The organism is Sphingomonas paludis, from assembly GCF_053502515.1.
Map to the genome: position 1 here is coordinate 2,074,621 of NZ_CP187558.1, position 19,750 is coordinate 2,094,370.

Here is a 19,750-nt window from a genome sequence, read left to right on the forward strand (position 1 = left end):
ACCGGCAGAGCGGAGGTATCAGCGGATTGCACTGGTATCCCGGTGGAACCAGGCCTATGCGCGGCCCGTCCATGCTTCCCCACCTTCCTCGGCCGTTCCAGAACGATCAGGCGGTCCGCACGCTCGGCCGGCATTTCCTGACGCAGCGGCTGGCAAAGGCGGAATGGACGCACGAGGCGCATCTGGCCGTTACGCTTTGGGCGATCGAGGAGCGGGCGGACCTGATCCCCGAGCGGGATTTTCCCCAGTTGATCCGGGATTTCAACGTCAGTGTCGGCGGGGTCAACAATGACCGCCAAGGGTATCACGACACGATCACGCAGTGCTTCATCGTCGGTGTCCGTGCGTTTCTTGCCGGACAGCGCGATGCGCTTGCGCTGGTCGACCGGGTCAATCGCCTGTTGCTGTCGGACCAGGGGCAGCGGGACTGGCCGCTGCGTTTCTACAGTCCCAGCCGCCTGTTTTCCGTCGATGCGCGGCGCAAATTCATCGCGCCGGACCTGGCACCCCTGCCGGTGGTGAACTGACGCCTCGTCAGCGCAGGCCTGCGATGATAGGATCGGCACCGTAATCAGCGGGAGGCAATCATGGATTTGAATGCGATTCTGAACCAGTTCGGTGGCAACGATGCCACCATCGACAATCTCGCCCAAAAGGTCGGCCTGTCGCCCGAACATGTGCAGTCGGCCATTGCGGCCCTGGCCAAGTTTCATCCGATGGCCGGCGACACCGCCGAGGGCGCGGCGGCGGAAACCGGCCTGCCGGTGGATACGCTGAACCAGATCGTCGCCCAGATCGGCGGCGAGGGGTCGCTCGGGCGGTTTGCTCAGCTGCTGAACGCCGATCAGGGCGGCATTGGCGGCGTCATCAGCGATCTGGCAGGCAGTTTCTTCGGCAAGAAGTAGCATTCCGGTCGGAACCCGTCCGCAGCGCGGCGGGTTTCGGTTGGTAATGGCTGATCTTTCCACCCTGCTGCCCGGCTGGGCCAGTTCGCTGGCGCTGGCCGGAATTTCCATCCTGTTGGCACTTGCATTGCACGCCGTGGCATTCGCGATCGCCCGACGCCTTGCCGCTCGCAATCGCAGTCCGGTCGACGATCTGTTCGTCGCGGCGGCGAGGCAGCCGGCCCGGTGGCTGGTCGTGGCGTTTGCGCTCGCCGTCGTCCGCCCGTTCATGCTGCTGGACGATGCGTTCGACCGGTTCTGGGTGCTTGCGGCGGGCATGGCCATTCCAGCGTTGATCGGCTGGCTGGCGATCAATCTGGTGCGCGCGGCTGGCGATGCAGTTGCCCTGGGTGCCGATATCACGGTCGCCGACAACCTGGCCGCCCGGCGCAAGCGGACCCGAAGCGCCATCCTGACCCGGATCGCAGTGTTCGTGATCGGATTCCTGACCCTGTGCCTGATGCTGTTGAGCATTCCGGGCGTGCGCAGTGTTGGCGTCACCCTGATGGCATCGGCCGGTCTGGCGGGGCTTGCGGTCGGGGCGGCGGCTCAGCCGTTACTGAAAAACCTGATCGCCGGCATCCAGATGGCGTTTACCGAGCCGATCCGCATCGATGATGTCGTCATCATCGATGGCGAATGGGGCAGGATCGAGGAAATCCGCCTGACCTATGTGGTGGTTGCGGTGTGGGACGAGCGGCGGCTGGTCGTGCCCGTGTCCCGGTTTCTGGAGGACAGTTTCCAGAATTGGACCCGGAACAACAGTCAGTTGCTGGGATCGGTGTTCTTCCATCTGGATCCGACCGCCGACATCGACCGCATCCGTGCCCGGTTCGAGCAACTGGTGCGCGGCAATGCACGGTGGGACGGGCGTGCGCAGGTGCTGCAAGTCACCGAGGTTCGCGCAGACGCGATCGAGGTGCGCGGACTTGCGACAGCCGCCGATGCCGGCACCGCGTTCGACCTGCGCTGCGACCTGCGCGAAGGGATGCTGGCGTTCCTCCGCGACGAGATGCCCGAAGCTTTGCCCCGTCAGCGCACGCGGATCGAGGCGGATGGCGGTCGCGGCGCGGCCGATGCTGGCCTAGGCTGACCGCCGCTGAACATATCGGTCGACGATCTTGTCCAGAACCGTCATCGGCACGCCGCCGCCGGTGATCAGCGAATCGTTGAACGTCCGGAAGTCATAACGGGGGCCGAGCGCGGCTTTGGCCCTGTCCCGGAGCCGGTTGATGTAACTGTGCCCGACCTTGTACCCGCAGGCCTGGCCCGGCCAGCTGCAATAGCGGTCGACTTCGCCCCGGACTTCCTCGACCGTTGAACCATTGGTGGTCGCAAACCACTGGACGGCGTAATCACGGGTCCAGCGTTTCGCATGAAGCCCGGTATCGACCACCAGCCGACAGGCGCGAAACGCCAGGCTTTGCAGGTAGCCGAGCCGCATGACGGGATCGTCCGCATAATAGCCAAGCTCGTCGGCAAGCTGTTCGGCATAGAGCGCCCATCCCTCCGAATAGGCATTGAAGCCCAGGATCGAGCGGATCAGCGGCAGCTTGAAGGTATATTCCCCCTGCCAGGCATGGCCGGGGATGCTTTCGTGAAACGCCAGGTCGGGCAGGGCGTATCGCGGCCAGATCTCGGTCGTGCGCAGGTTGATCCACAACCGCCCGGGCACCTTGCCATCGATGGTGCCCGCCCCGCCATAGGCCCCCGGCGCACCCGGTTCGACTTCCGGCGCCATCCGCTTTACCTCGACATTGCCGGGTGCCAGCACCGTGAATGCATCCGGCATCCGCCGCCGCATGTCAGCAATGGATTTTTCCAGAAGGGCGATGATCGCCCTGCGCCCCTGATCATTGTTCGGGAACAGGTATTTCGGATCCTTGCCGAGCGCGGTCATCCGTTCGCCCACGGTGCCGTCGCGGTAGCCAATGGATTGAAGGATCGTGTCCATCTGGCCCTGAAGCTCGGCGAGCTGGACCATGCCCATCTCGTGGATTTCATCCGGGGTCATCCGGGTCGTCGTCGCAGCGCCCAGCGCCCAGGCATAATAGGCATCGCCGTCGGGCAGTTTCCATACGCCAGCATCGCTGGTGGCGCGCGGTGCGTGCCGCTCCAGTTCCGCCAGCTGGCGGGCCAGTGCCGGCGCGATGCGGGCACGGACGACCCGTTCGGCGCGGGCCGCATAATCGGGATGCAGCCGCTGGGTTCGACGGGCGAGCGACGTTACCAGCGTCCAGTCCGCAGGGTCGCCGGTCTGCGCGATCTTCAGCTGGTTGATCGCCTTGGCCAGATTGAAATCGGGCAGGATTACGCCCCGGCCGGCGGCGTCGCGCAGGCGTTCCGTTTCCCCGTCCAGCTGCCGGGCATAGCCGTCGAGCCGCGCCAGATAGGCTTCGGCATCCCACGCGGTTTCGACGGTGTGGCTGTCGTCCAGGAATTGCGGAACATCCAGAAAGGCGCCGACATTCTGCGCAACGACATAGGGTGAATTGCGCCAGCCGCCAAAGGCGACGTCGCCATATGGAAACCGATAGCCGGCAGCCGCGATCTCATGCGCCGCCAGTGTCACTTCCAGATCGATCCGCGTGCCCTCGCCAAGCGTGGCGGGGTCCACCGCCTTCATCGCCGCGATCCGCTCGTCCACCGCAGCTGCGACCGCGCGGACCCCGGCCAGCGATTTGTCGGCCATTCGCGCCTTCAGCCCCGCTCGTGCGCCGCGATCGATGCCAAGCGACGTCGCCCCTTCGGGATTTTCGATCAGGATCGCCTCAGTCGTTAGGTCGATCAGGGCGCGGGCTGCGCCATCGCCCGTCGCCGGGCGCTGGGCGGAGGCGATACGGGGCAGGGAAGCGCCGGCCAAGAGCGTGGCGGCGGAGGCAATCAACGAGCGGCGATCCATCGGTTCGATCAATGTCCTGTGTCGAAAGAGGTGGCGGCAATGGCAGGCTGTGGCGCGACGATCAGGATGCCGTCATCGACCCGTTCGATGCGGGCGCGCGTGCCGATGGGCATGTCCGGTCCCGATGCGGGCCATTCGCCATCGCCCAGGCGGACACGGCCCGACCCGTGAATCAGCGGTTCGACCACCACCACCTGTTGTCCGATCAGCCGGGCCGCACGGTCATTGAGCAGCGGATCGGCACTGGCGACGGGCCAGTCGCCATACCAGCGTTTGCCGATCAGCACTGCCGCCGCCGTCCAGCCCGCCAGCGACAGGAGCTGTCCGACCATGCCCAGTTCGGGAAACAACAGGGTCAGCACGCCCGTGGCCGCCGCGCCGGCTGCCAGGAACACCAGAAAGACGCCCGGCACCAGCAGTTCCGCCAGCCCGATGAGCGCGGCCAGCATCAGCCAGACGAAACCCCAATTGCCGTCCAGCGTCATCCGTCATTCCCGCCATCGAAGGGACTGATCCGTTGGGCCGGTGGGCGCGGGGTGGGGGGCAGCGGGGCGTGATCCTTGCTCAGCGCTTCCTTGGCCAGTTCGCCGATGCCGCCAAGCGTACCGATCAGCTGCGTCGCCTCCACGGGAAACAGGATCGTCTTGGCATTCGGGCTGGTGGCGAACTTGCCGACCGCTTCGACATATTTCTGGGCGATGAAGTAGTTGAGCGACTGGACGCCGCCCTTTTCAATGGCTTCCGACACCACCTGCGTCGCCGTCGCTTCGGCCTGGGCGGCGCGTTCCCGCGCTTCGGCGTCGCGGAATGCCGATTCCTTCCGGCCTTCCGCTTCCAGGATGCGCGCCTGTTTCTGGCCCTCCGCCCGCAGAATCTCGGAGGCGCGGCTGCCCTCTGCCTCCAGGATGTTGGCCCGCTTCTCGCGCTCCGCCTTCATCTGGCGGCCCATGGCGTTGACGATATCGGCCGGCGGGCGGATGTCCTTGATCTCGACGCGGGTGATCTTCACCCCCCAGGGCGTGGTCGCATGATCGACGACGGACAACAGCCGCGCATTGATCTCGTCCCGCTTGGACAGCGTTTCGTCCAGGTCCATCGACCCCATCACGGTGCGCAGGTTGGTCGTGGTCAGCTGAAGCAGGGCGACATACAGGTCCGACACTTCATAGGCTGCCTTGGCAGCGTCTAGCACCTGAAAGAACACCACGCCGTCGGTGGAAATCATCGCATTGTCCTTGGTGATGATTTCCTGGCCGGGGATGTCGATCACCTGTTCCATCATGTTGATCTTTCGACCGACGCGATAGAAGAATGCCGGATAGAGATTGAACCCCGGCCGGGCGACATTGGTAAAGCGGCCGAAATGTTCGATCGTATATTCATAACCCTGCCGCACGATCTTGATACTGGCGAACAGGTAAACGATCACCAGAAAGACCAGCGCGAACACGCCCGAAATCACACCGTCCATCAGCCTGCTGCCTCCCTCTGGTCACGCTGCGCATTGGCTAGCATAACGCCGGCATGAACACAGCCGAAACCGCACCGCGATCCGTTCTTTTCCTGCCCGCCAGCAATGCGCGGGCAATGGCAAAGGCACGCGAGCTGCCAGTGGACATGGTCGTGCTCGACCTTGAGGATGCGGTCAGGCCGGAAGACAAGGATGCGGCGCGCCAGGCGGCGCAGGACTGCCCGGCCTTTCCCGGCAAGTTGTTCGCCATCCGGGTGAATGCCGAGGAAAGCGAGGCGTTCAAGGACGACCTGAAAGCCGTGCGCAAGTCCGCCGCCACCCATGTCGTGGTGCCAAAGGTCGAAAAGCCCGAAACGGTCGTGATCGCCAGCAGCTATGCCAAGCGGCCTGCGCTGGCGATGATCGAAACGGCGGCGGGTGCGATGAATGTCGGCCCGATCGCGTCGGTTTCCGGCTGGGGCTATTCGATCGCGGGGCTGATTGCCGGGACGAACGACCTGGCCGCATCCCTGCGCCTGCCGCCGCAGTCCGGACGGGAATCGATGACGACGGCGCTGCAGCTGATCGTGCTGGCGGCGCGGGGGCGCGACATCTGGGCGATCGACGGGGTGTTCAACCGGTTGGCCGATGCCGATGGGCTGGCGGCGGAATGTGCCGAGGGACGGTCGCTCGGCTTTGACGGCAAATCCCTGATCCATCCGGGGCAGATCGATGCATGCCACGCCGCGTTCGATCCGACCCCGGCTGAACTGGACGAGGCGCGGGCGCTGGTCGCGGCGTTTACCGGTGGCGCGGAGCGGTACAAGGACGAGATGATCGAAGAGATGCACGTCGACCGCGCCAAGGCGCTGCTGGCGCGGGCGGGGTAAGCCGTTGAGGAACTATCTGTTCATTTGCAGTCAGAATAAGCTGCGGAGCCCGACTGCTGAGCAGATTTTTTCAAGCCGTCAAGGAATCGAGGTCAGCTCAGCCGGCACGAACCACGATGCTGAAAATCCGGTGACGCCGGAGTTGCTTGAATGGGCCGACACGATCTTCGTCATGGAGCGCCAGCATCGCAACAAGTTGCAGAAGCGCTTCCGCTCCTCGCTGAACGGTAAACGGATCGTATGTCTCGATATTCCGGATGAGTATGAGTTCATGGATCCGGAACTAATTCGCCTGCTCGAAGCGCGGCTTGCGCGCTATCTTCCTTCCGCTCCCCCCACCCCCTAGCGCGCGTCCCATAGCGCGGTTACATGGGCCGCCAATTCTCGACTCAGGACATTGGCGCACTCCATGGACATTCCGCTCGGCCTCACCTTTGACGATGTTCTGCTGGTTCCGGCGGAATCGGAGGTTTTGCCGAGCGGTGCGGACCCGCGCACCCGGGTGTCCAAGGGATTGGCGCTGAACATCCCGTTCCTGTCGTCGGCGATGGATACGGTGACCGAGGGCGACATGGCGATCGTTATGGCGCAGCTGGGCGGGATCGGCGTCCTTCACCGCAACCTGACGATCGAGGAGCAGGTTGCGGCGGTGCGGGCGGTGAAGCGCTTTGAAAGCGGCATGGTCGTCAATCCGATCACGATCACGCCCGATGCCCCGCTGGCCGAGGCGCAAGCGCTGATGGCACGGCACCGCATTTCGGGGATTCCGGTGGTCGAGGCGTCGGGTCGGCTGGTCGGTATCCTGACGCACCGCGATACCCGCTTTGCCGAAAACACCGCGCAGCCGGTCAGCGAACTGATGACGCGCGACAATCTGGCCACCGTGTCGCCCGGCGTCAGCCAGGAAGAGGCACGACGGCTGTTGCATCAGCGTCGGATCGAAAAGCTCTTGGTGGTGGACGATGCCTATCGCTGCATCGGCCTGATCACCGTCAAGGACATCGAAAAGGCGGTGACCTATCCCGATGCGACCAAGGATGCCGCCGGTCGGCTGTGCGTGGCGGCGGCGACGACAGTGGGCGACAAGGGGTTTGAGCGGACCGAGGCGCTGGTCGATGCGGAATGCGACCTCATCGTCATCGACACCGCCCATGGCCATAACCGCGAGGTCGCCCGGGCGGTCGAGCGGGTAAAGCGGTTGTCCAATTCGGTTCAGGTGATCGCCGGCAACGTCGCCACGGGCGAAGCGACCCGCGCGCTGATCGACGCCGGGGCGGACGGGATCAAGGTCGGGATCGGCCCCGGGTCCATCTGCACCACGCGCGTCGTCGCGGGAGTGGGCGTCCCCCAGTTGACCGCCGTGATGGAATCCGCCCGGGCAGCGCGCGATACGGGCGTCCCGGTGATCGCCGATGGCGGTATCCGGACCAGTGGCGACGTGGCCAAGGCGCTGGCGGCCGGTGCGTCAGCGGTGATGATCGGATCGCTGCTGGCGGGCACCGAAGAGGCGCCTGGCGAGACGTTCCTGTACCAAGGCCGCGCCTATAAGAGCTATCGCGGGATGGGCAGCGTCGGCGCGATGGCGCGGGGCAGTGCCGACCGCTATTTTCAGCAGGACATCAAGGACCAGATGAAGCTGGTTCCCGAGGGGATCGAGGGGCAGGTGCCGTACAAGGGCCCGGCCCGCGACGTCATCCACCAGCTGGTCGGCGGGGTTAAGGCGGCGATGGGCTATACCGGCAGCAGCAGCATATCCGAGCTTCAGTCGCGCGCCCAGTTCATCCGGATCACCAATGCGGGCCTGCGCGAAAGCCATGTGCACGACGTGACCATCACGCGAGAGGCGCCCAATTATCCCACGCGCTGAGCCCTTTGCCCCCCGCAGGCGGGGACATGAACGGTGACTGATTCCCAGAAACTGTGGCTGATCGTCGCCCTGGCCGCGCTGTATATCGTGTTCAGGATCCGGATGTTCCGCATCCGGTGGGCGCGAACCAAGGCAAGACTGGCCGCCGAACAGGCGGAACAGGACGCAGCACGATGACCCCGGCGGCCAGGGTTCAGGCAGCGATCGATCTGCTGGACGACATCATCGCGGCGGCGCGCGATGGCGGGGCATCGGCCGATGTCCTGATCGCCCGCTATTTCGCGACCCGGCGCTATGCCGGGGCAAAGGATCGCCGCGCCGTCCGTGCGCTGGTCTATGCCGCGATCCGCGCGGTCGGGGAGCGACCGGCATCCGGCAGGGCGGCGATGCTGGCCCTGGCCGGCGACGATCCCGAGCTGGCATCTGCATTCGGCGCGGGCGGACACGGCCCGACGGCGATCGTCGATGGCGAGCCGATCGCGGCGCGCGCCCTGATGTCGGACTGGCTGCATCAGGCAATGAACGGATCGGGCGTCGGCGAGGCAGCGCAGGCGGCCCTGCTCGATCGGGCGCCGCTGGACATTCGCGTCAATCCGCTACGCAGTTCCGTCGATGCCGTGCGGTCGGCGCTGCCGGAGGCGGAGCCGATTGCCGGGCTGGCCGATGGCCTGCGCCTGCCCCCGGACACTCGGATCGAGGATCATCCGCTGTATCTAACCGGCGGGTTCGAGGTTCAGGACGCGGGCAGCCAGTGGGTGACGTTGGCCAGCGGCGTCCAGCCGGGCATGTCGGTGATCGACCTGTGCGCAGGCGGCGGCGGCAAGACGCTTGGCCTGGCGGCGATGATGGCGGGCAGGGGGCAAATCCTGGCGACGGATACCGACCGCGCTCGCCTGTCCCGGCTGATGCCGCGGGCGGCCCGCGCCGGCGTCGGCATCGTCGAAACCCGGCTGCTGGATCCGATGAAGGAGGAACAGGCGCTGGCGGACTGGTACGGACGCGCCGATCACGTGGTCATCGACGCGCCCTGTTCCGGCACCGGCACCTGGCGCCGCAATCCCGAGGCTCGCTGGCGCATCACGCCGGACCGGCTGGCACGGCTGACACAGACCCAGGGCCGGTTGCTGACGCTGGCGGCGGGGCTGGTGAAGCCCGGCGGGGCCATCACCTATATCGTCTGTTCGCTGCTGGACGCAGAGGGGCGGGATCAGGCGGAGCGCTTTATGGCCGCAAATCCCCGTTGGACCGTGCGGCCACCGTCCATCCCGCTCGGCACACCGCAAGGCGCGGGATTGCGGCTCGATCCGCACAACCACTCGACGGACGGATTTTTTGTCGTAACATGCCAGGCACCAACCGAGTGAATGCCATGGCCCCGCTGGAGACCCTTATGCGCTTGACCGCCATCACGACCGCCGCCGCGCTCAGCGTGCTGTGCATCGCCACGTCGCTGACCGCGCAGCGGCCCGACGATCAGGTCGATGCCAAATCGGTTGCGCTGCTGGAACAAAGCCGGGCAGCGCAGACGGCCGGCAATCTGGATACTGCGGTCGATCTGGCGGAGACCGCGTTGGTCGTCGATCCCCGCAACCGAGCGGCCTATGTCCTGCTTGGCGATCTGGCCAAGGCGCGGGAAATGCCGGGCAAGGCGCTCGGCTTTTACCGGGAGGCGCTGAAGCTGGAGCCGAACGACCTGTCGGCGCTGCGCGGGCAGGGACAGGCGCTGGTCGCCAAGGGCGCGATCAACCGGGCGCGTGAATCGCTGGCCAAGATCCAGGCGATCTGTGCCAAGCAGTGCGCCGAAGCGACGACGCTGGCCAGCACCATCCAGCAAGGCCCGCCGGCGATCCAGACCGCGGTGAAAAGTGATCCGCCGGTCACCGTCATTCCGGACAAAGCCCCCGAAGCCAATCCCTGACCGCCACCGGGCGGGCGGTTCAACCGAGCCGTCGGGCGATGGCCAGAAACTCGGTCAGGGACAGGGTTTCGGCCCGCCTGGTCGGGTCGACGCCCAGTTCCGTCAGCGCATCAAGCGCGCCGGGCACCGATTTCAAGCTTTGGCGCAACATCTTGCGACGCTGACCGAACGCGGCACTGGTAACCTGTTCCAGCCGGGCCAGGCGAATATCGGCGGGCATGGCGGCGGGGGTCAGGTGAACGACCGCCGACATCACTTTGGGCGGCGGGGTGAATGCCGATCGATGCACCGTCATGGCGATACGGGCTTCCGTCCGCCATTGGGCGAGGATCGCCAGCCGGCCATAGGCATCGCTGCCCTGGCTTGCGACGATCCGGTCGGCCACCTCCCGCTGGAACATCAGCGTCAGGCTGGCCCAAAAGGGTGGCCAGTCCCCCGACAACCAACCGATCAGCAATTGCGTGCCGATATTATAGGGCAGGTTGGCGACGATGTGCGGGCGCTGACCGGGAAACAGGCCTACCGCGTCGATCGCCAGCGCATCGCCCTCGATCACTGTCAGTCGGCCGGGATAGGCTGCACCGAGTTCTGCCAGCGCCGGAATGCACCGCCGGTCCCGTTCGATCGCGGTCACGCGCGCCCCGGCCGCCAGCAGCGCGCGGGTCAGGCCGCCCGGTCCGGGGCCGATTTCCAGCACCGGCTGATCGTCCAGGGGGCCGGGGATGGCGGCGATCCGGGCCAGCAATTGATGATCGAACAGGAAATTCTGGCCCAGCGCCTTGCTGGCGTTCAGGCCGTGGGCGCGTATGACTTCGCGCAGCGGCGGCAGTTCGGTCAACGGCTGTGCCATGGATCAGCCGCAGGCCGACCGCCGCGATGCAGCGTCCGCCGCCATCCGAATCGCGGCAATCATTGCCCCGGGATTGGCCAAGCCCTTTCCTGCGATGCCAAAGGCAGTGCCGTGATCGGGTGAGGCGCGCACGATCGGCAGGCCGAGCGACAGATTGACGCCTTCATCGAAATACAGCGTCTTGAGCGGGATCAACGCCTGATCGTGATAGGCGCATAGCACTGCGTCATAGCTCGCCCGGGCGCGGGCGTGGAACAGCGTATCGGCGGCGAACGGCCCGGTGGCGTCGATCCCCTCTGCCTGCAGCTGCCGGATGGCGGGAATGATCCGGTCGATTTCCTCGCGGCCCAGCGCGCCGTCCTCGCCGGCATGGGGATTGAACCCGGCAAAGGCAAGGCGAGGGCAATCGATGCCGAAATTGCGCGTCAGGCCCCGTGCCGTGACGCGTGCCTTTGCCACGATCAGTTCGGGGGTCAGCATATGCGCGACCTCGGCCAGTGGCAGATGCGTGGTGATCGGCACGACGCGAAGGTCGGGGCCGGCCAGCATCATCACGACATTGTCGGCGGCAACGCCGCAGCGCTCGGCAACGAACTCCGTCTGGCCCGGATGGGTGAAGCCGACCTTGTAGAGCTGCGCCTTGGACACCGGAGCCGTAACCAGGGCGCAGGCCGCGCCCGATCGGGCGATGCCGACGGCGCTTTCCAGCGCCTGCAACGCACAGCGTGCACCGTCGCTGTCCGGTTCGCCGGGACGGATGGTCCCCGCATCGATGATCGAGAGCACGGGCAGCGCTCGATCAAAGACCGCCGCAGCCTGGGACGGATCGGCAATGGGCTGAACCGGACCATTCCATACGGCTGCGATCGATCGCGCATCGCCTACCGCAAAAAAGACCGGCAATGCGGCGCTTACCCGCTGTTCCCAAGCCTTCGCAGTGATTTCAGGGCCGATGCCCGCAGGATCGCCCAGCGAGATGACCAGCGGGGTGCCCACGGGTCGGGGGCGTTCGCCGGTCAACGATATTCGACCACCGCGTCGCGGCGCAAATCGCGCAGCATCCGCTGGGCGCGCAGGTTCACGCGTTCCTGCTTCATCTTGTCCTGCATCTCTTCGACCGAGGGCAGGCCGGCCGTGCGCTGATCCTCGCGGCCGCATACGATCAGCACCCGAACGCCGTCCTCGCGCGTGCCGAAGGGGGGCGTTGCCTCACCCACATTCAGGTTGACCATGATTTCCTGCAGCTGGGGCGGCAGGCTGCGGATCACCACCGCGTCATTGTCGACGATTTCAGCACCCAGCGACTTGGCAACCTCGTTCGCGTTGCCGCACCCCTTCAGCGCCCGGGTCGCCTCGGCGAACTCGGCAACCTTGGCATTACCCTGCGCTTCGGACAGGCCGGTCGGGAAACGCAGCGTCATCTGGCGGAGGCTCAGGCGCGCATCCTTGGGGTCGGCGACCAGCACCTGCCGCTTGTCGACCAGGTACAGGATGGAAAAGCCGCCGGGAATCGGGATCGGTCCGGCAACCTGGCCCGGCTGCATCTGCTGCGCGGCGGCCGCGAGGGCATCGGGCAGAACACTCGGACGGACCCAGCCAAGGTCGCCGCCCTGCGACTTCAAAGAGGAATCGTTGCGGGTGCTTGCAAAGAACTCGAACGGCTGACCGCCGCGCATCGCCGCGATGATCTGTTGCCCCTCGGCGAAGACTTCCTGTTGCCGGTCGGGCGTTGCCGAAAGGTAGATTTCCTTGATGTGCAGCTCTTCCGAGCCCTTAGCATCCTCGATGCGCTTGAGCACGGCCTCCACCTCTTCGGTAGAGACGTTGACGAACGCATCCACCTTGCGGCCGATCAGCCGCTGCCAGGCGAGTTCACCCTCGATCTGGCGATGCAGCGTCTTTTCCGACGATCCGGCATTGCGCAGGAACGTCTTCAGCTGCTCGGGCGTCATGTTGAAGTTGCGGGCGACCCGGGCAAAGCCCTGGGCGATCTCCTGCGGCGTAATCGTGATCTCGTTGGCGACCGCTTCCTGGATCTGCAGCGTTTCGTCGATCAGTCCGCGCAGCACCTGCAGCCGGAGCTGCTGCATCTGTTCGTCCGGAATCTTGATCTCGTTCAATGCCATGACCATCGCCACGCGGTGATCGACATCCGTTCCCGTCAGGATCGCCCGGTTGACGATCGCCGTCGGTTTGCGCACGTTGCGATCCGAAGTGCCGAAAATCTGAAGGTTCGCGGGCAGGTTCAGTTCAGCACCGGGCAATTCGGCGGCCTGCATCCCCTGATCCTGCGCAGAAGCGCCCGCCGCGACCAGTGCCGACGCGGCAAGCAGGCCCATGGTCAATGCGCGAAGTCCCATTTTCATTCCAATAAATCCTGATCGTCCCGAGCAATCGAGCCGGCACGCAGCCGACCCTTGCCCCATGTCCCACGCCATCTGAACCCTGGCTTAGCGGCCCAGGTTCAGCAATTCCAGTGTCAGCAGGAAACTGTTGCCCCGCCGCGCGTCGCCATTGTCCTGATAGTCGCGCCGCCAGGTAAGGCCAAGCCGCAGGCAATCGTCCTCATATGCAAAGCCGAGCCGGTGGCGGATGGGACTGAAACCGTCGGAAATGGACAGCGGATCCTCCCGTGCGTCGGTCAGGTCGACCAGCGCCGAGCCGAACACCGACCAGAAGCGGCTGAACGCGACACGCCCGCCGACCCGCGCTTCTTCGCGGTCCTGCAGATCGGCCAGATCGAACGCGACGTCGCGGTTCAGCCGAAGGTACCCCAGCTGGGCATAGGTGCGCCGCGTGCCAATGGTCGCGTCGATCTCGTTCCGGCGAACGGCGAAATTGTCCTTGTCCAGCCGGTAGCGATGGGTGAACCGCACGAAATCGCGAAAGCGGACATCGGTGCGCCCGACAATGTCGGACACCTTCTCGCTCAAGCCGGTGCCGTCCGGCAGGATGCTGGACCGGCTGGTCAGCCGAAAGCTTTGGCCGACGACTGCGTTGACGGCGATGCCGGGCAGATCCAGCGCATATTCGACCCCGGCGGTAAAGCGGGTGGAATCCTCGAACCGGTCATATCCCGGAAACCGGTTCAGCGCGAACAGGTTGGAATCCTCCAGGTCGACCGCGCGGGCATCTTCGTTCGGCACGTCGAAATTGTCGATCGGCGGGGCGGCAACCACCTGGAACCGGGGCGTGATCCGCTGGGTTCCGCCCAGGAAGCTGCCGATGAACGGCCATTTGACGTCCAGCGCGGTGGCAGCGATGCCGCGCGTCTGAAACCCCTCTTCGCCGCGATAGCTGGGCACCAGCGTCGATAGCGTGTCGCGCGTGTTATAGGCGTCGCCCCGCGCATAGGCGGTTAACGTCACCTCGTGACCCCAGTTGGTCAGACGGCGCAGATCCCACCGCGCGGAGGCGAATGCGCGCTGGGTGTCCTGTCCCTCCTCCCGGGTCAGGGCCAGCGTGTTGACCTGAAATTCGAACATGCCGCCGATCAGCCCGTCGCCGGTCCGCTGGCGGAAATCCAGTTCGGGCAGCGCGATGGGTTGCAGCCGCTGGTTTTCGGTGATGCGCAGCGTCTGGACCGCCCAGCCGCTGATCGAGAAATAGGAATCCCGATCGATCCGCTCGACGCGCACGACGCTGCGCAACCGGTCGTCGCGCGAAATATCGTATCGGCGCAGGAATGTCTGGTCGCTGGCCAGCCGGACGGCCCCGGTGAACTGCCAGTTCGGATCGAGCTGGAACCGGGCATTCCCCTCGATATAGCCGCGGAAATTATTGTCGCCCGGATCCAGCGCCGTCGACGCCAGGTCGTCCTGGACCCGGCTATAGGTTCCGAAGCCGCGCAAACGATAGCTGCCGTTCGCGGTCAGCGCGCGATATTCGCCCTCGATCATCGGCGCGGTGCCGGTGAACAGATGCGGCGTCACGGTCACGTCGCGATTGGGGGCGAGGTTCCAGTAATAAGGGATGGCCACTTCCAGGCCGTTCACCCGGTCCAGCCGGACGAGCGGCGACAGGATGCCCCGGTCGCTGACATCGCCGGCGGGATGCGAAAATTCCGGCAGCGGCAGCGAAGCGATTCCGAAGATCGAGATGCGCGCGCCGGAATAGCGCACCCGTTCGCGCACCGGATCATAGACGACGCGAACCGCGGTGATCTTCCAGCTCGGCTCCTTCGGACAACCGGCGCTGTCGGTCACGGCACAGGGCGAATAGGCCGCGCGGTCGACGATGATGCCGCCGTTTTCCAGCCTTTCGCCGCGCTCGGCCGCCAATCGGCCGCCCTGTTCAAGGACCACCAGGATATTGTCGACCACGCCGTCCTTCAGCGTATCGGTCAGCTCGATCCGGTCGCCATAGGCTGTGTCGCCTTCCGGGCTGATGACAGCGATATTGCCTTCCGCGACCACCTGGCCGCTGGTGCGGTTCCAGGTCACCCGGTCCGCTCGCAACCGGCTGCCGTCGCGGATCAGGCGGACATCCCCGGTGGCCGACACGATTTCCGCCTCGGTGTCGTATTCCAACTGATCCGCCTCGAACTGCACCTGATCGGCCAGGGGCGGCGTCCCCTCTGCCGATGGCGGGGGCGGTTCGACGGGCCGTTCCGACAGGTCCTGTGCCCAGGCAGGCATGGCCAGACAGCTGGTCAGCGCGCAGGACAGCAGGAACAGGGTGCGCTTCACGCAGACATCATCCTTTGGCACCCCTTCCGGGCCGGACACAGCCGCGCCCTATTGCACCCAATCGTGCCCTGCGCAATCAGCGACGCGGCCAACGATAAGCGTTCCGCTTTGCCTCTCGCCGCTTCTGTTCCTAGATAGCGTTCCAGGCAATCATCAAACCAGAACTGGCAGTCCATGGAAATCCGATTTTCGAACGAAGCCCGCACCGAATCCCTGGTCCTTCATGCCGTCGACAAGGCGGCGCTGGACCAACTGGCACTACCCGACCTGTCCGCAGAGGCAACCGCACTGGTCCGCGCCGCCGCCACGGCACAGCGGTTCGAGGGGGAAGCGGGCGCCATTGTGGAAACGGTGATCCCGCATGACGGCGGCGTGGCGCGCATCGGCCTGATCGGCATCGGCAGCGGTGACGAACCGGCGATGGAAAAGGCGGGCGGGGCGGTGACGGCCCGTTATCTGGTCAGCGGGACCGATGCCGTGGCCATCGACATGGCAGCAGTGTCGCCGACGGCGCGTGCCGCGGTTCGATTTGCCCTTGCGGCCCGGCTGCGCGCATGGCGCCACGACGTCTATCGAACGAAACTGTCCGACAAGGCCCGGCCCAGCCTGAAGCGGGTGACGATTCATCATGCGCCAGCCGATGCTGCAAACGGATGGACCGACGCACTGGCACTCGCCGAGGGAGTGGAATTCACCCGGACCCTGGTCGCCGAACCGGCGAACATCCTGTACCCCGAAAGCTTTGTCGACCGGTGCCGCGACCTGGCCGACCTGGGCATCGAACTGACCGTGCTGGACGATGCGCAGATGCGCGCGCTTGGCATGGGATCCCTGCTGGGCGTTTCTCAAGGATCGGTGCGCGAGGCACGCGTGCTGGCCATGCGCTGGGACGGCACCGGCAATGGCGGCAACCCATCGGTCGCGCTGGTGGGCAAGGGCGTGACGTTCGACACCGGCGGGATTTCGCTGAAGCCCGGTCCCGGCATGGAGGACATGAAGTGGGACATGGGCGGTGCGGGCGCCGTTGTCGGTGCGATGCGGGCATTGGCCGGGCGCAAGGCAAAGGCGCACGTCATCGGCGTCGTCGGCCTGGTCGAGAACATGCCGGACGGCAATGCGCAGCGGCCCGGCGACATCGTCACGTCGATGTCCGGCCAGACGATCGAGGTGCTGAATACCGATGCCGAGGGACGATTGGTCCTGTGCGACGTGCTCACCTGGGTGCAGCGCAATTATCGCCCCGGCACCATCGTCGATCTGGCGACGCTGACCGGCGCGATGATCGTCGCGCTGGGCCATGAACATGGCGGGTTGTTCGCCAATGACGACGAACTGGCGGCGCAGCTGACTGCGGCGGGCCTGGCGACCGGGGACAAGCTCTGGCGGTTCCCGCTGTCCGATGCCTATGACAAGCTGATCGACAGCCCGATCGCCGACATGAAGAATATCGGGCCGCGCTTTGCCGGGTCGATTACGGCGGCGCAGTTCCTGAAGCGGTTCATCGATCCGGGCGTCCGTTGGGCGCATCTCGACATTGCGGGCATGGTCTGGTCCGACAAGCCTGGCGCGACGCATGACAAGGGCGCAACCGGATACGGCGTCCGGTTGCTCGACCGGTTCGTGGCGGACCAGTTCGAGCGCTGATGCAGGTCGATTTCTACCATCTGGCCACCACGCCGATCGACCGGGTGCTGCCGCGCTTGGCCGAACGGGTGGTGGCCGATGGGGGTCGCCTGCTGGTGGTCAGCGGCGATGCCGAACAGCGGCGGCGCATCGACGGCCTGCTCTGGACCTATTCCCCGGCCAGTTTCCTGCCCCATGCGCAGGCGGGGCAGGGGGAGGATTCGGCCCAGCCGGTGCTGATCGCGGCAGATGCCTCCACGGCCGGGAACGGCGCTCGCCATGTGCTGATCGCCGACGGCGAATGGCGCGATGCGGCGCTGGCTTACGACAGAGCGTTTCACCTGTTCGACGATGTGCTGATCGATGCCGCGCGCACGGCGTGGAAGGGTCTGGCGGGGCGGGAAGGCATTGAGCGGCGCTTCTGGAAACAGAATGCGGCGGGGAAATGGGAACAGGCGGCCTGAGCCGCGGCGGCTTGCATCTGTACGTCCACGGGACTAGGGGGCGGCGACTTTTCCAATCAACCCCAATGACAGGAGCCGCACGGCCATGGCCGCGACCCGCACCTTTTCGATCATCAAGCCCGATGCCACCCGCCGCAACCTGACCGGTGCGGTCACCCGGATGCTGGAGGAGGCCGGCCTGCGCGTCGTCGCGTCCAAGCGCATCCGCATGACCCGCGCCCAGGCGGAAGGCTTTTACGGCGTGCACAAGGATCGCCCCTTCTTCGCCGATCTGGTCGCCTTCATGACCAGCGGCCCGGTGGTCGTTCAGGTGCTGGAGGGTGAAAACGCCGTGGCCCGCAACCGGGAAATCATGGGCGCGACCAACCCCGAAAACGCCGCGCCGGGCACGATCCGCAAGGAACTGGCCGAATCGATCGAAGCGAACTCGGTCCATGGTTCGGACAGCGATGAGAACGCCGCCATCGAGATCGCCTATTTCTTCAAGCCCGAAGAAATCGTCGGCTGATCCATCGGGCCGGGCCGGTTACGGCCCGGTCCACAGGGTGTCGAGGCGGCGCTGGCCGTCGCCTGACACGCCCTCGCGCCGGACAAGCCCGCGCAGCACCAGCCGGCGCCCGCCAAGCAGGCCGCCCGGCTCGGTCCGCCACAACAGATCGTAGATCGCGCTTTCGCTGCGCTGGCCATCGCTGTCGATGCAATCCGCCGCGATCAGCACGGGCAGCCGCCCATCGCGCCGGTCCGATCCGCCATCGGTCAGCTCCAACAGTCGGTCCGCGATCCACTCAGCCTCGATCCGGTGTTCCAGTACGGTGGTTTGTTCCGCCGTCCCCAGCGCTGCCGGAAACCGGACGGTGGTGGATTGCAAGGAACAGCCCGGCTGGGCCGCGACGGTTATCCCGTTCGCATCGGCAGCCATGGTTGTCAGCATTACTCGTCCGCGTGCCGCTCGTTCGGTCTTGGTCGCCGCGCTGCGTTCGGCCTGTCGCTCTGCCGCCGCATCCTGACGTTCCTGCCAATTGTTCCAGAATGTCAGCCCGGCGATGACGACCCCGGCCACCGCAATGGTTTCGCCAAGCGTGATCCATCGGCGGCGGATCGCCCGCGCCTCTGCCTGCCGGGTCGCCTGTTGCTGCGGGTCGGGGTGGGGGTCTTCGGACGGCTGAGAACCGGGCAGATCGGTCATCAGAACTGATCCGCCAGATCGAGCATTTTGGTCAACCGTTTGGGCGCAGCCATCCGCCAGCTGCGGTTCAGCCAGTCCTCGACCAAAGTCCAGTCGACCTCGCCCTGATCCAGCCGGATACCAACCCAGCCGGACGGACCCAGATAGGCGGGCCGGAAATACAGATCGGAATCGCGTTCGATCAGCATCGCCTGTTCCTCGACCCCGCTCGTCCGCACCAGCAGCGCGGTCATGCCGTCGCCATGATGGTTGACGGTGAAATAGGCGAAGAACTTGCCGCCTTCGACATGAAAGCCCTGCGAACCATGACTGGTTTTCTCGCGCGCTTCGGGCAGGGCGAGGGCGAGGGCACGCACCTGGTCCAGCGGTGTCCTGATGCCGGAGGCGATCCACTCCGCAACGATGCGCGGATACAGCTGATGCTCGGCGATCAGGACCCGGGCGGCCAGCGAATCGGCCGTGTCGCCGGGCAGGATGGCAACGCGCGCCTGACCCAGAACCGGGCCGTCGTCCAACTCGGCCGTCACCAGGTGGACCGAACAGCCGCCATGGCTGTCCCCGGCCGCAATGGCGCGCTCATGCGTGTGCAGCCCCTTATAGAGCGGCAGAAGGGACGGGTGGACGTTCACCATCCGCCCCGCCCAGCGTTCGACGAACTCAGAGGGCAGGATTCGCATGAAGCCGGCCAGTGCGACATGCGTGCAGCCGGCCTCGCGCAGTAATTGGTCGAGCGCTCCGAAAAGCTGCGACTTGTCCTTCGGTGTCGGCTTGGGCAGTCCGATGGCCCTTACGCCTTCCGCTGCCGCAAGCTGCAATCCCGGTGCGTCCGGCGAGTCAGCAAGCACCAGCACGATCTCATAAGGGCAATCCTCGAACCGCGACGCATAGAGCAACGCCGCCATGTTCGATCCACGCCCAGAAATGAGGACGCCGAGTTTTGCTTTAGTTGCACTCATTTCCCCGCTCGC

General features: G+C 65.7%; 21 protein-coding genes. 12 read left to right on the forward strand and 9 right to left on the reverse strand.

Annotation, left to right across the window (positions count from 1 at the left end):
- Positions 1–71: 71 nt before the first annotated feature.
- Genes ACPVPU_RS09970 through ACPVPU_RS09980 form a run of 3 tightly spaced genes read left to right on the forward strand, consistent with a single transcriptional unit; the run spans position 72 to position 2,037 of the window.
- Positions 72–527, forward strand: a complete 456-nt coding sequence (locus tag ACPVPU_RS09970) for a hypothetical protein (RefSeq protein ID WP_448657790.1) — start codon at positions 72–74, stop codon at positions 525–527.
- Positions 528–587: 60 nt separating this feature from the next.
- Positions 588–905, forward strand: coding sequence for a hypothetical protein (locus tag ACPVPU_RS09975; RefSeq protein ID WP_448657791.1), 318 nt, complete (start codon positions 588–590; stop codon positions 903–905).
- Positions 906–951: 46 nt separating this feature from the next.
- Complete coding sequence (locus ACPVPU_RS09980) at positions 952–2,037, forward strand: mechanosensitive ion channel family protein (RefSeq protein ID WP_448657792.1); 1,086 nt, start codon at positions 952–954, stop codon at positions 2,035–2,037.
- On the opposite strand, the gene ACPVPU_RS09985 is transcribed toward ACPVPU_RS09980, so the two are convergent.
- The 3 genes from ACPVPU_RS09985 to ACPVPU_RS09995 are packed head-to-tail and all read right to left on the reverse strand — an operon-like array spanning position 2,029 to position 5,317.
- Positions 2,029–3,846: a DUF885 domain-containing protein gene (locus tag ACPVPU_RS09985; protein ID WP_448657793.1), complete on the reverse strand. Its 1,818-nt coding sequence runs from the start codon at positions 3,844–3,846 to the stop codon at positions 2,029–2,031. The genes ACPVPU_RS09980 and ACPVPU_RS09985 overlap by 9 nt on opposite strands.
- 8 nt (positions 3,847–3,854) lie before the next feature.
- A complete protein-coding gene (locus ACPVPU_RS09990) occupies positions 3,855–4,331 on the reverse strand; it encodes an NfeD family protein (RefSeq protein ID WP_448657794.1) in 477 nt (158 codons plus the stop codon).
- Positions 4,328–5,317 carry an SPFH domain-containing protein gene (locus ACPVPU_RS09995; protein ID WP_448657795.1) on the reverse strand — a complete coding sequence of 330 codons (990 nt, stop codon included), beginning with the start codon at positions 5,315–5,317 and terminating at the stop codon, positions 4,328–4,330. The genes ACPVPU_RS09990 and ACPVPU_RS09995 overlap by 4 nt, the downstream gene beginning before the upstream one ends.
- Before the next feature lie 53 nt (positions 5,318–5,370).
- Here ACPVPU_RS09995 and ACPVPU_RS10000 point away from each other — a divergent pair, with 53 nt between their 5' ends.
- From ACPVPU_RS10000 to ACPVPU_RS10025, 6 genes are all read left to right on the forward strand, one after another.
- Entirely contained in the window at positions 5,371–6,186 is an 816-nt protein-coding gene (locus ACPVPU_RS10000; protein WP_448657796.1) for an HpcH/HpaI aldolase/citrate lyase family protein, read from the forward strand.
- Positions 6,187–6,190: 4 nt separating this feature from the next.
- Positions 6,191–6,532, forward strand: a complete 342-nt coding sequence (locus ACPVPU_RS10005; protein ID WP_448657797.1) for a low molecular weight protein tyrosine phosphatase family protein — start codon at positions 6,191–6,193, stop codon at positions 6,530–6,532.
- A 63-nt stretch (positions 6,533–6,595) separates the two neighbouring features.
- A complete protein-coding gene (gene guaB / locus ACPVPU_RS10010; protein WP_448657798.1) occupies positions 6,596–8,053 on the forward strand; it encodes an IMP dehydrogenase in 1,458 nt (485 codons plus the stop codon).
- A gap of 33 nt (positions 8,054–8,086) precedes the next feature.
- The gene (locus ACPVPU_RS10015; RefSeq protein ID WP_448657799.1) at positions 8,087–8,230 is read left to right on the forward strand and encodes a hypothetical protein; all 144 of its coding nucleotides are present in this window, start codon (positions 8,087–8,089) and stop codon (positions 8,228–8,230) included.
- Positions 8,227–9,417, forward strand: coding sequence for an RsmB/NOP family class I SAM-dependent RNA methyltransferase (locus ACPVPU_RS10020; protein ID WP_448657800.1), 1,191 nt, complete (start codon positions 8,227–8,229; stop codon positions 9,415–9,417). The genes ACPVPU_RS10015 and ACPVPU_RS10020 overlap by 4 nt, the downstream gene beginning before the upstream one ends.
- A 26-nt stretch (positions 9,418–9,443) precedes the next feature.
- Positions 9,444–9,971: a tetratricopeptide repeat protein gene (locus tag ACPVPU_RS10025; RefSeq protein WP_448657801.1), complete on the forward strand. Its 528-nt coding sequence runs from the start codon at positions 9,444–9,446 to the stop codon at positions 9,969–9,971.
- A gap of 19 nt (positions 9,972–9,990) precedes the next feature.
- Here ACPVPU_RS10025 and rsmA read toward each other — a convergent pair whose 3' ends face one another.
- The 4 genes from rsmA to ACPVPU_RS10045 all read right to left on the reverse strand — a co-directional run bounded on the left by rsmA (position 9,991) and on the right by ACPVPU_RS10045 (position 15,458).
- Entirely contained in the window at positions 9,991–10,821 is an 831-nt protein-coding gene (gene rsmA / locus ACPVPU_RS10030) for a 16S rRNA (adenine(1518)-N(6)/adenine(1519)-N(6))-dimethyltransferase RsmA (protein WP_448657802.1), read from the reverse strand.
- A gap of 3 nt (positions 10,822–10,824) precedes the next feature.
- Positions 10,825–11,817 (reverse strand): 4-hydroxythreonine-4-phosphate dehydrogenase PdxA, encoded by a 993-nt coding sequence (pdxA, locus tag ACPVPU_RS10035; protein WP_448657803.1) that lies wholly within the window; start codon positions 11,815–11,817, stop codon positions 10,825–10,827.
- Between the two features lie 20 nt (positions 11,818–11,837).
- Positions 11,838–13,187 carry a peptidylprolyl isomerase gene (locus ACPVPU_RS10040; RefSeq protein ID WP_448657804.1) on the reverse strand — a complete coding sequence of 450 codons (1,350 nt, stop codon included), beginning with the start codon at positions 13,185–13,187 and terminating at the stop codon, positions 11,838–11,840.
- 84 nt (positions 13,188–13,271) lie between these two features.
- Positions 13,272–15,458: an LPS-assembly protein LptD gene (locus ACPVPU_RS10045; protein ID WP_448660486.1), complete on the reverse strand. Its 2,187-nt coding sequence runs from the start codon at positions 15,456–15,458 to the stop codon at positions 13,272–13,274.
- Positions 15,459–15,683: 225 nt separating this feature from the next.
- Here ACPVPU_RS10045 and ACPVPU_RS10050 point away from each other — a divergent pair, with 225 nt between their 5' ends.
- The 3 genes from ACPVPU_RS10050 (at position 15,684) to ndk (ending at position 18,104) form a co-directional block, all read left to right on the forward strand.
- Entirely contained in the window at positions 15,684–17,153 is a 1,470-nt protein-coding gene (locus tag ACPVPU_RS10050) for a leucyl aminopeptidase (RefSeq protein WP_448657805.1), read from the forward strand.
- Complete coding sequence (locus tag ACPVPU_RS10055; RefSeq protein ID WP_448657806.1) at positions 17,153–17,596, forward strand: DNA polymerase III subunit chi; 444 nt, start codon at positions 17,153–17,155, stop codon at positions 17,594–17,596. The genes ACPVPU_RS10050 and ACPVPU_RS10055 overlap by 1 nt, the downstream gene beginning before the upstream one ends.
- Positions 17,597–17,681: 85 nt before the next feature.
- The gene (gene ndk / locus ACPVPU_RS10060; protein ID WP_448657807.1) at positions 17,682–18,104 is read left to right on the forward strand and encodes a nucleoside-diphosphate kinase; all 423 of its coding nucleotides are present in this window, start codon (positions 17,682–17,684) and stop codon (positions 18,102–18,104) included.
- Between the two features lie 18 nt (positions 18,105–18,122).
- Here ndk and ACPVPU_RS10065 read toward each other — a convergent pair whose 3' ends face one another.
- Together ACPVPU_RS10065 and purN are read right to left on the reverse strand one after the other, a co-directional pair.
- Complete coding sequence (locus ACPVPU_RS10065; RefSeq protein WP_448657808.1) at positions 18,123–18,782, reverse strand: hypothetical protein; 660 nt, start codon at positions 18,780–18,782, stop codon at positions 18,123–18,125.
- The gene (gene purN, locus ACPVPU_RS10070; RefSeq protein WP_448657809.1) at positions 18,782–19,738 is read right to left on the reverse strand and encodes a phosphoribosylglycinamide formyltransferase; all 957 of its coding nucleotides are present in this window, start codon (positions 19,736–19,738) and stop codon (positions 18,782–18,784) included. Before purN ends, ACPVPU_RS10065 begins: the two co-directional genes overlap by 1 nt.
- Positions 19,739–19,750 lie beyond the last annotated feature (12 nt).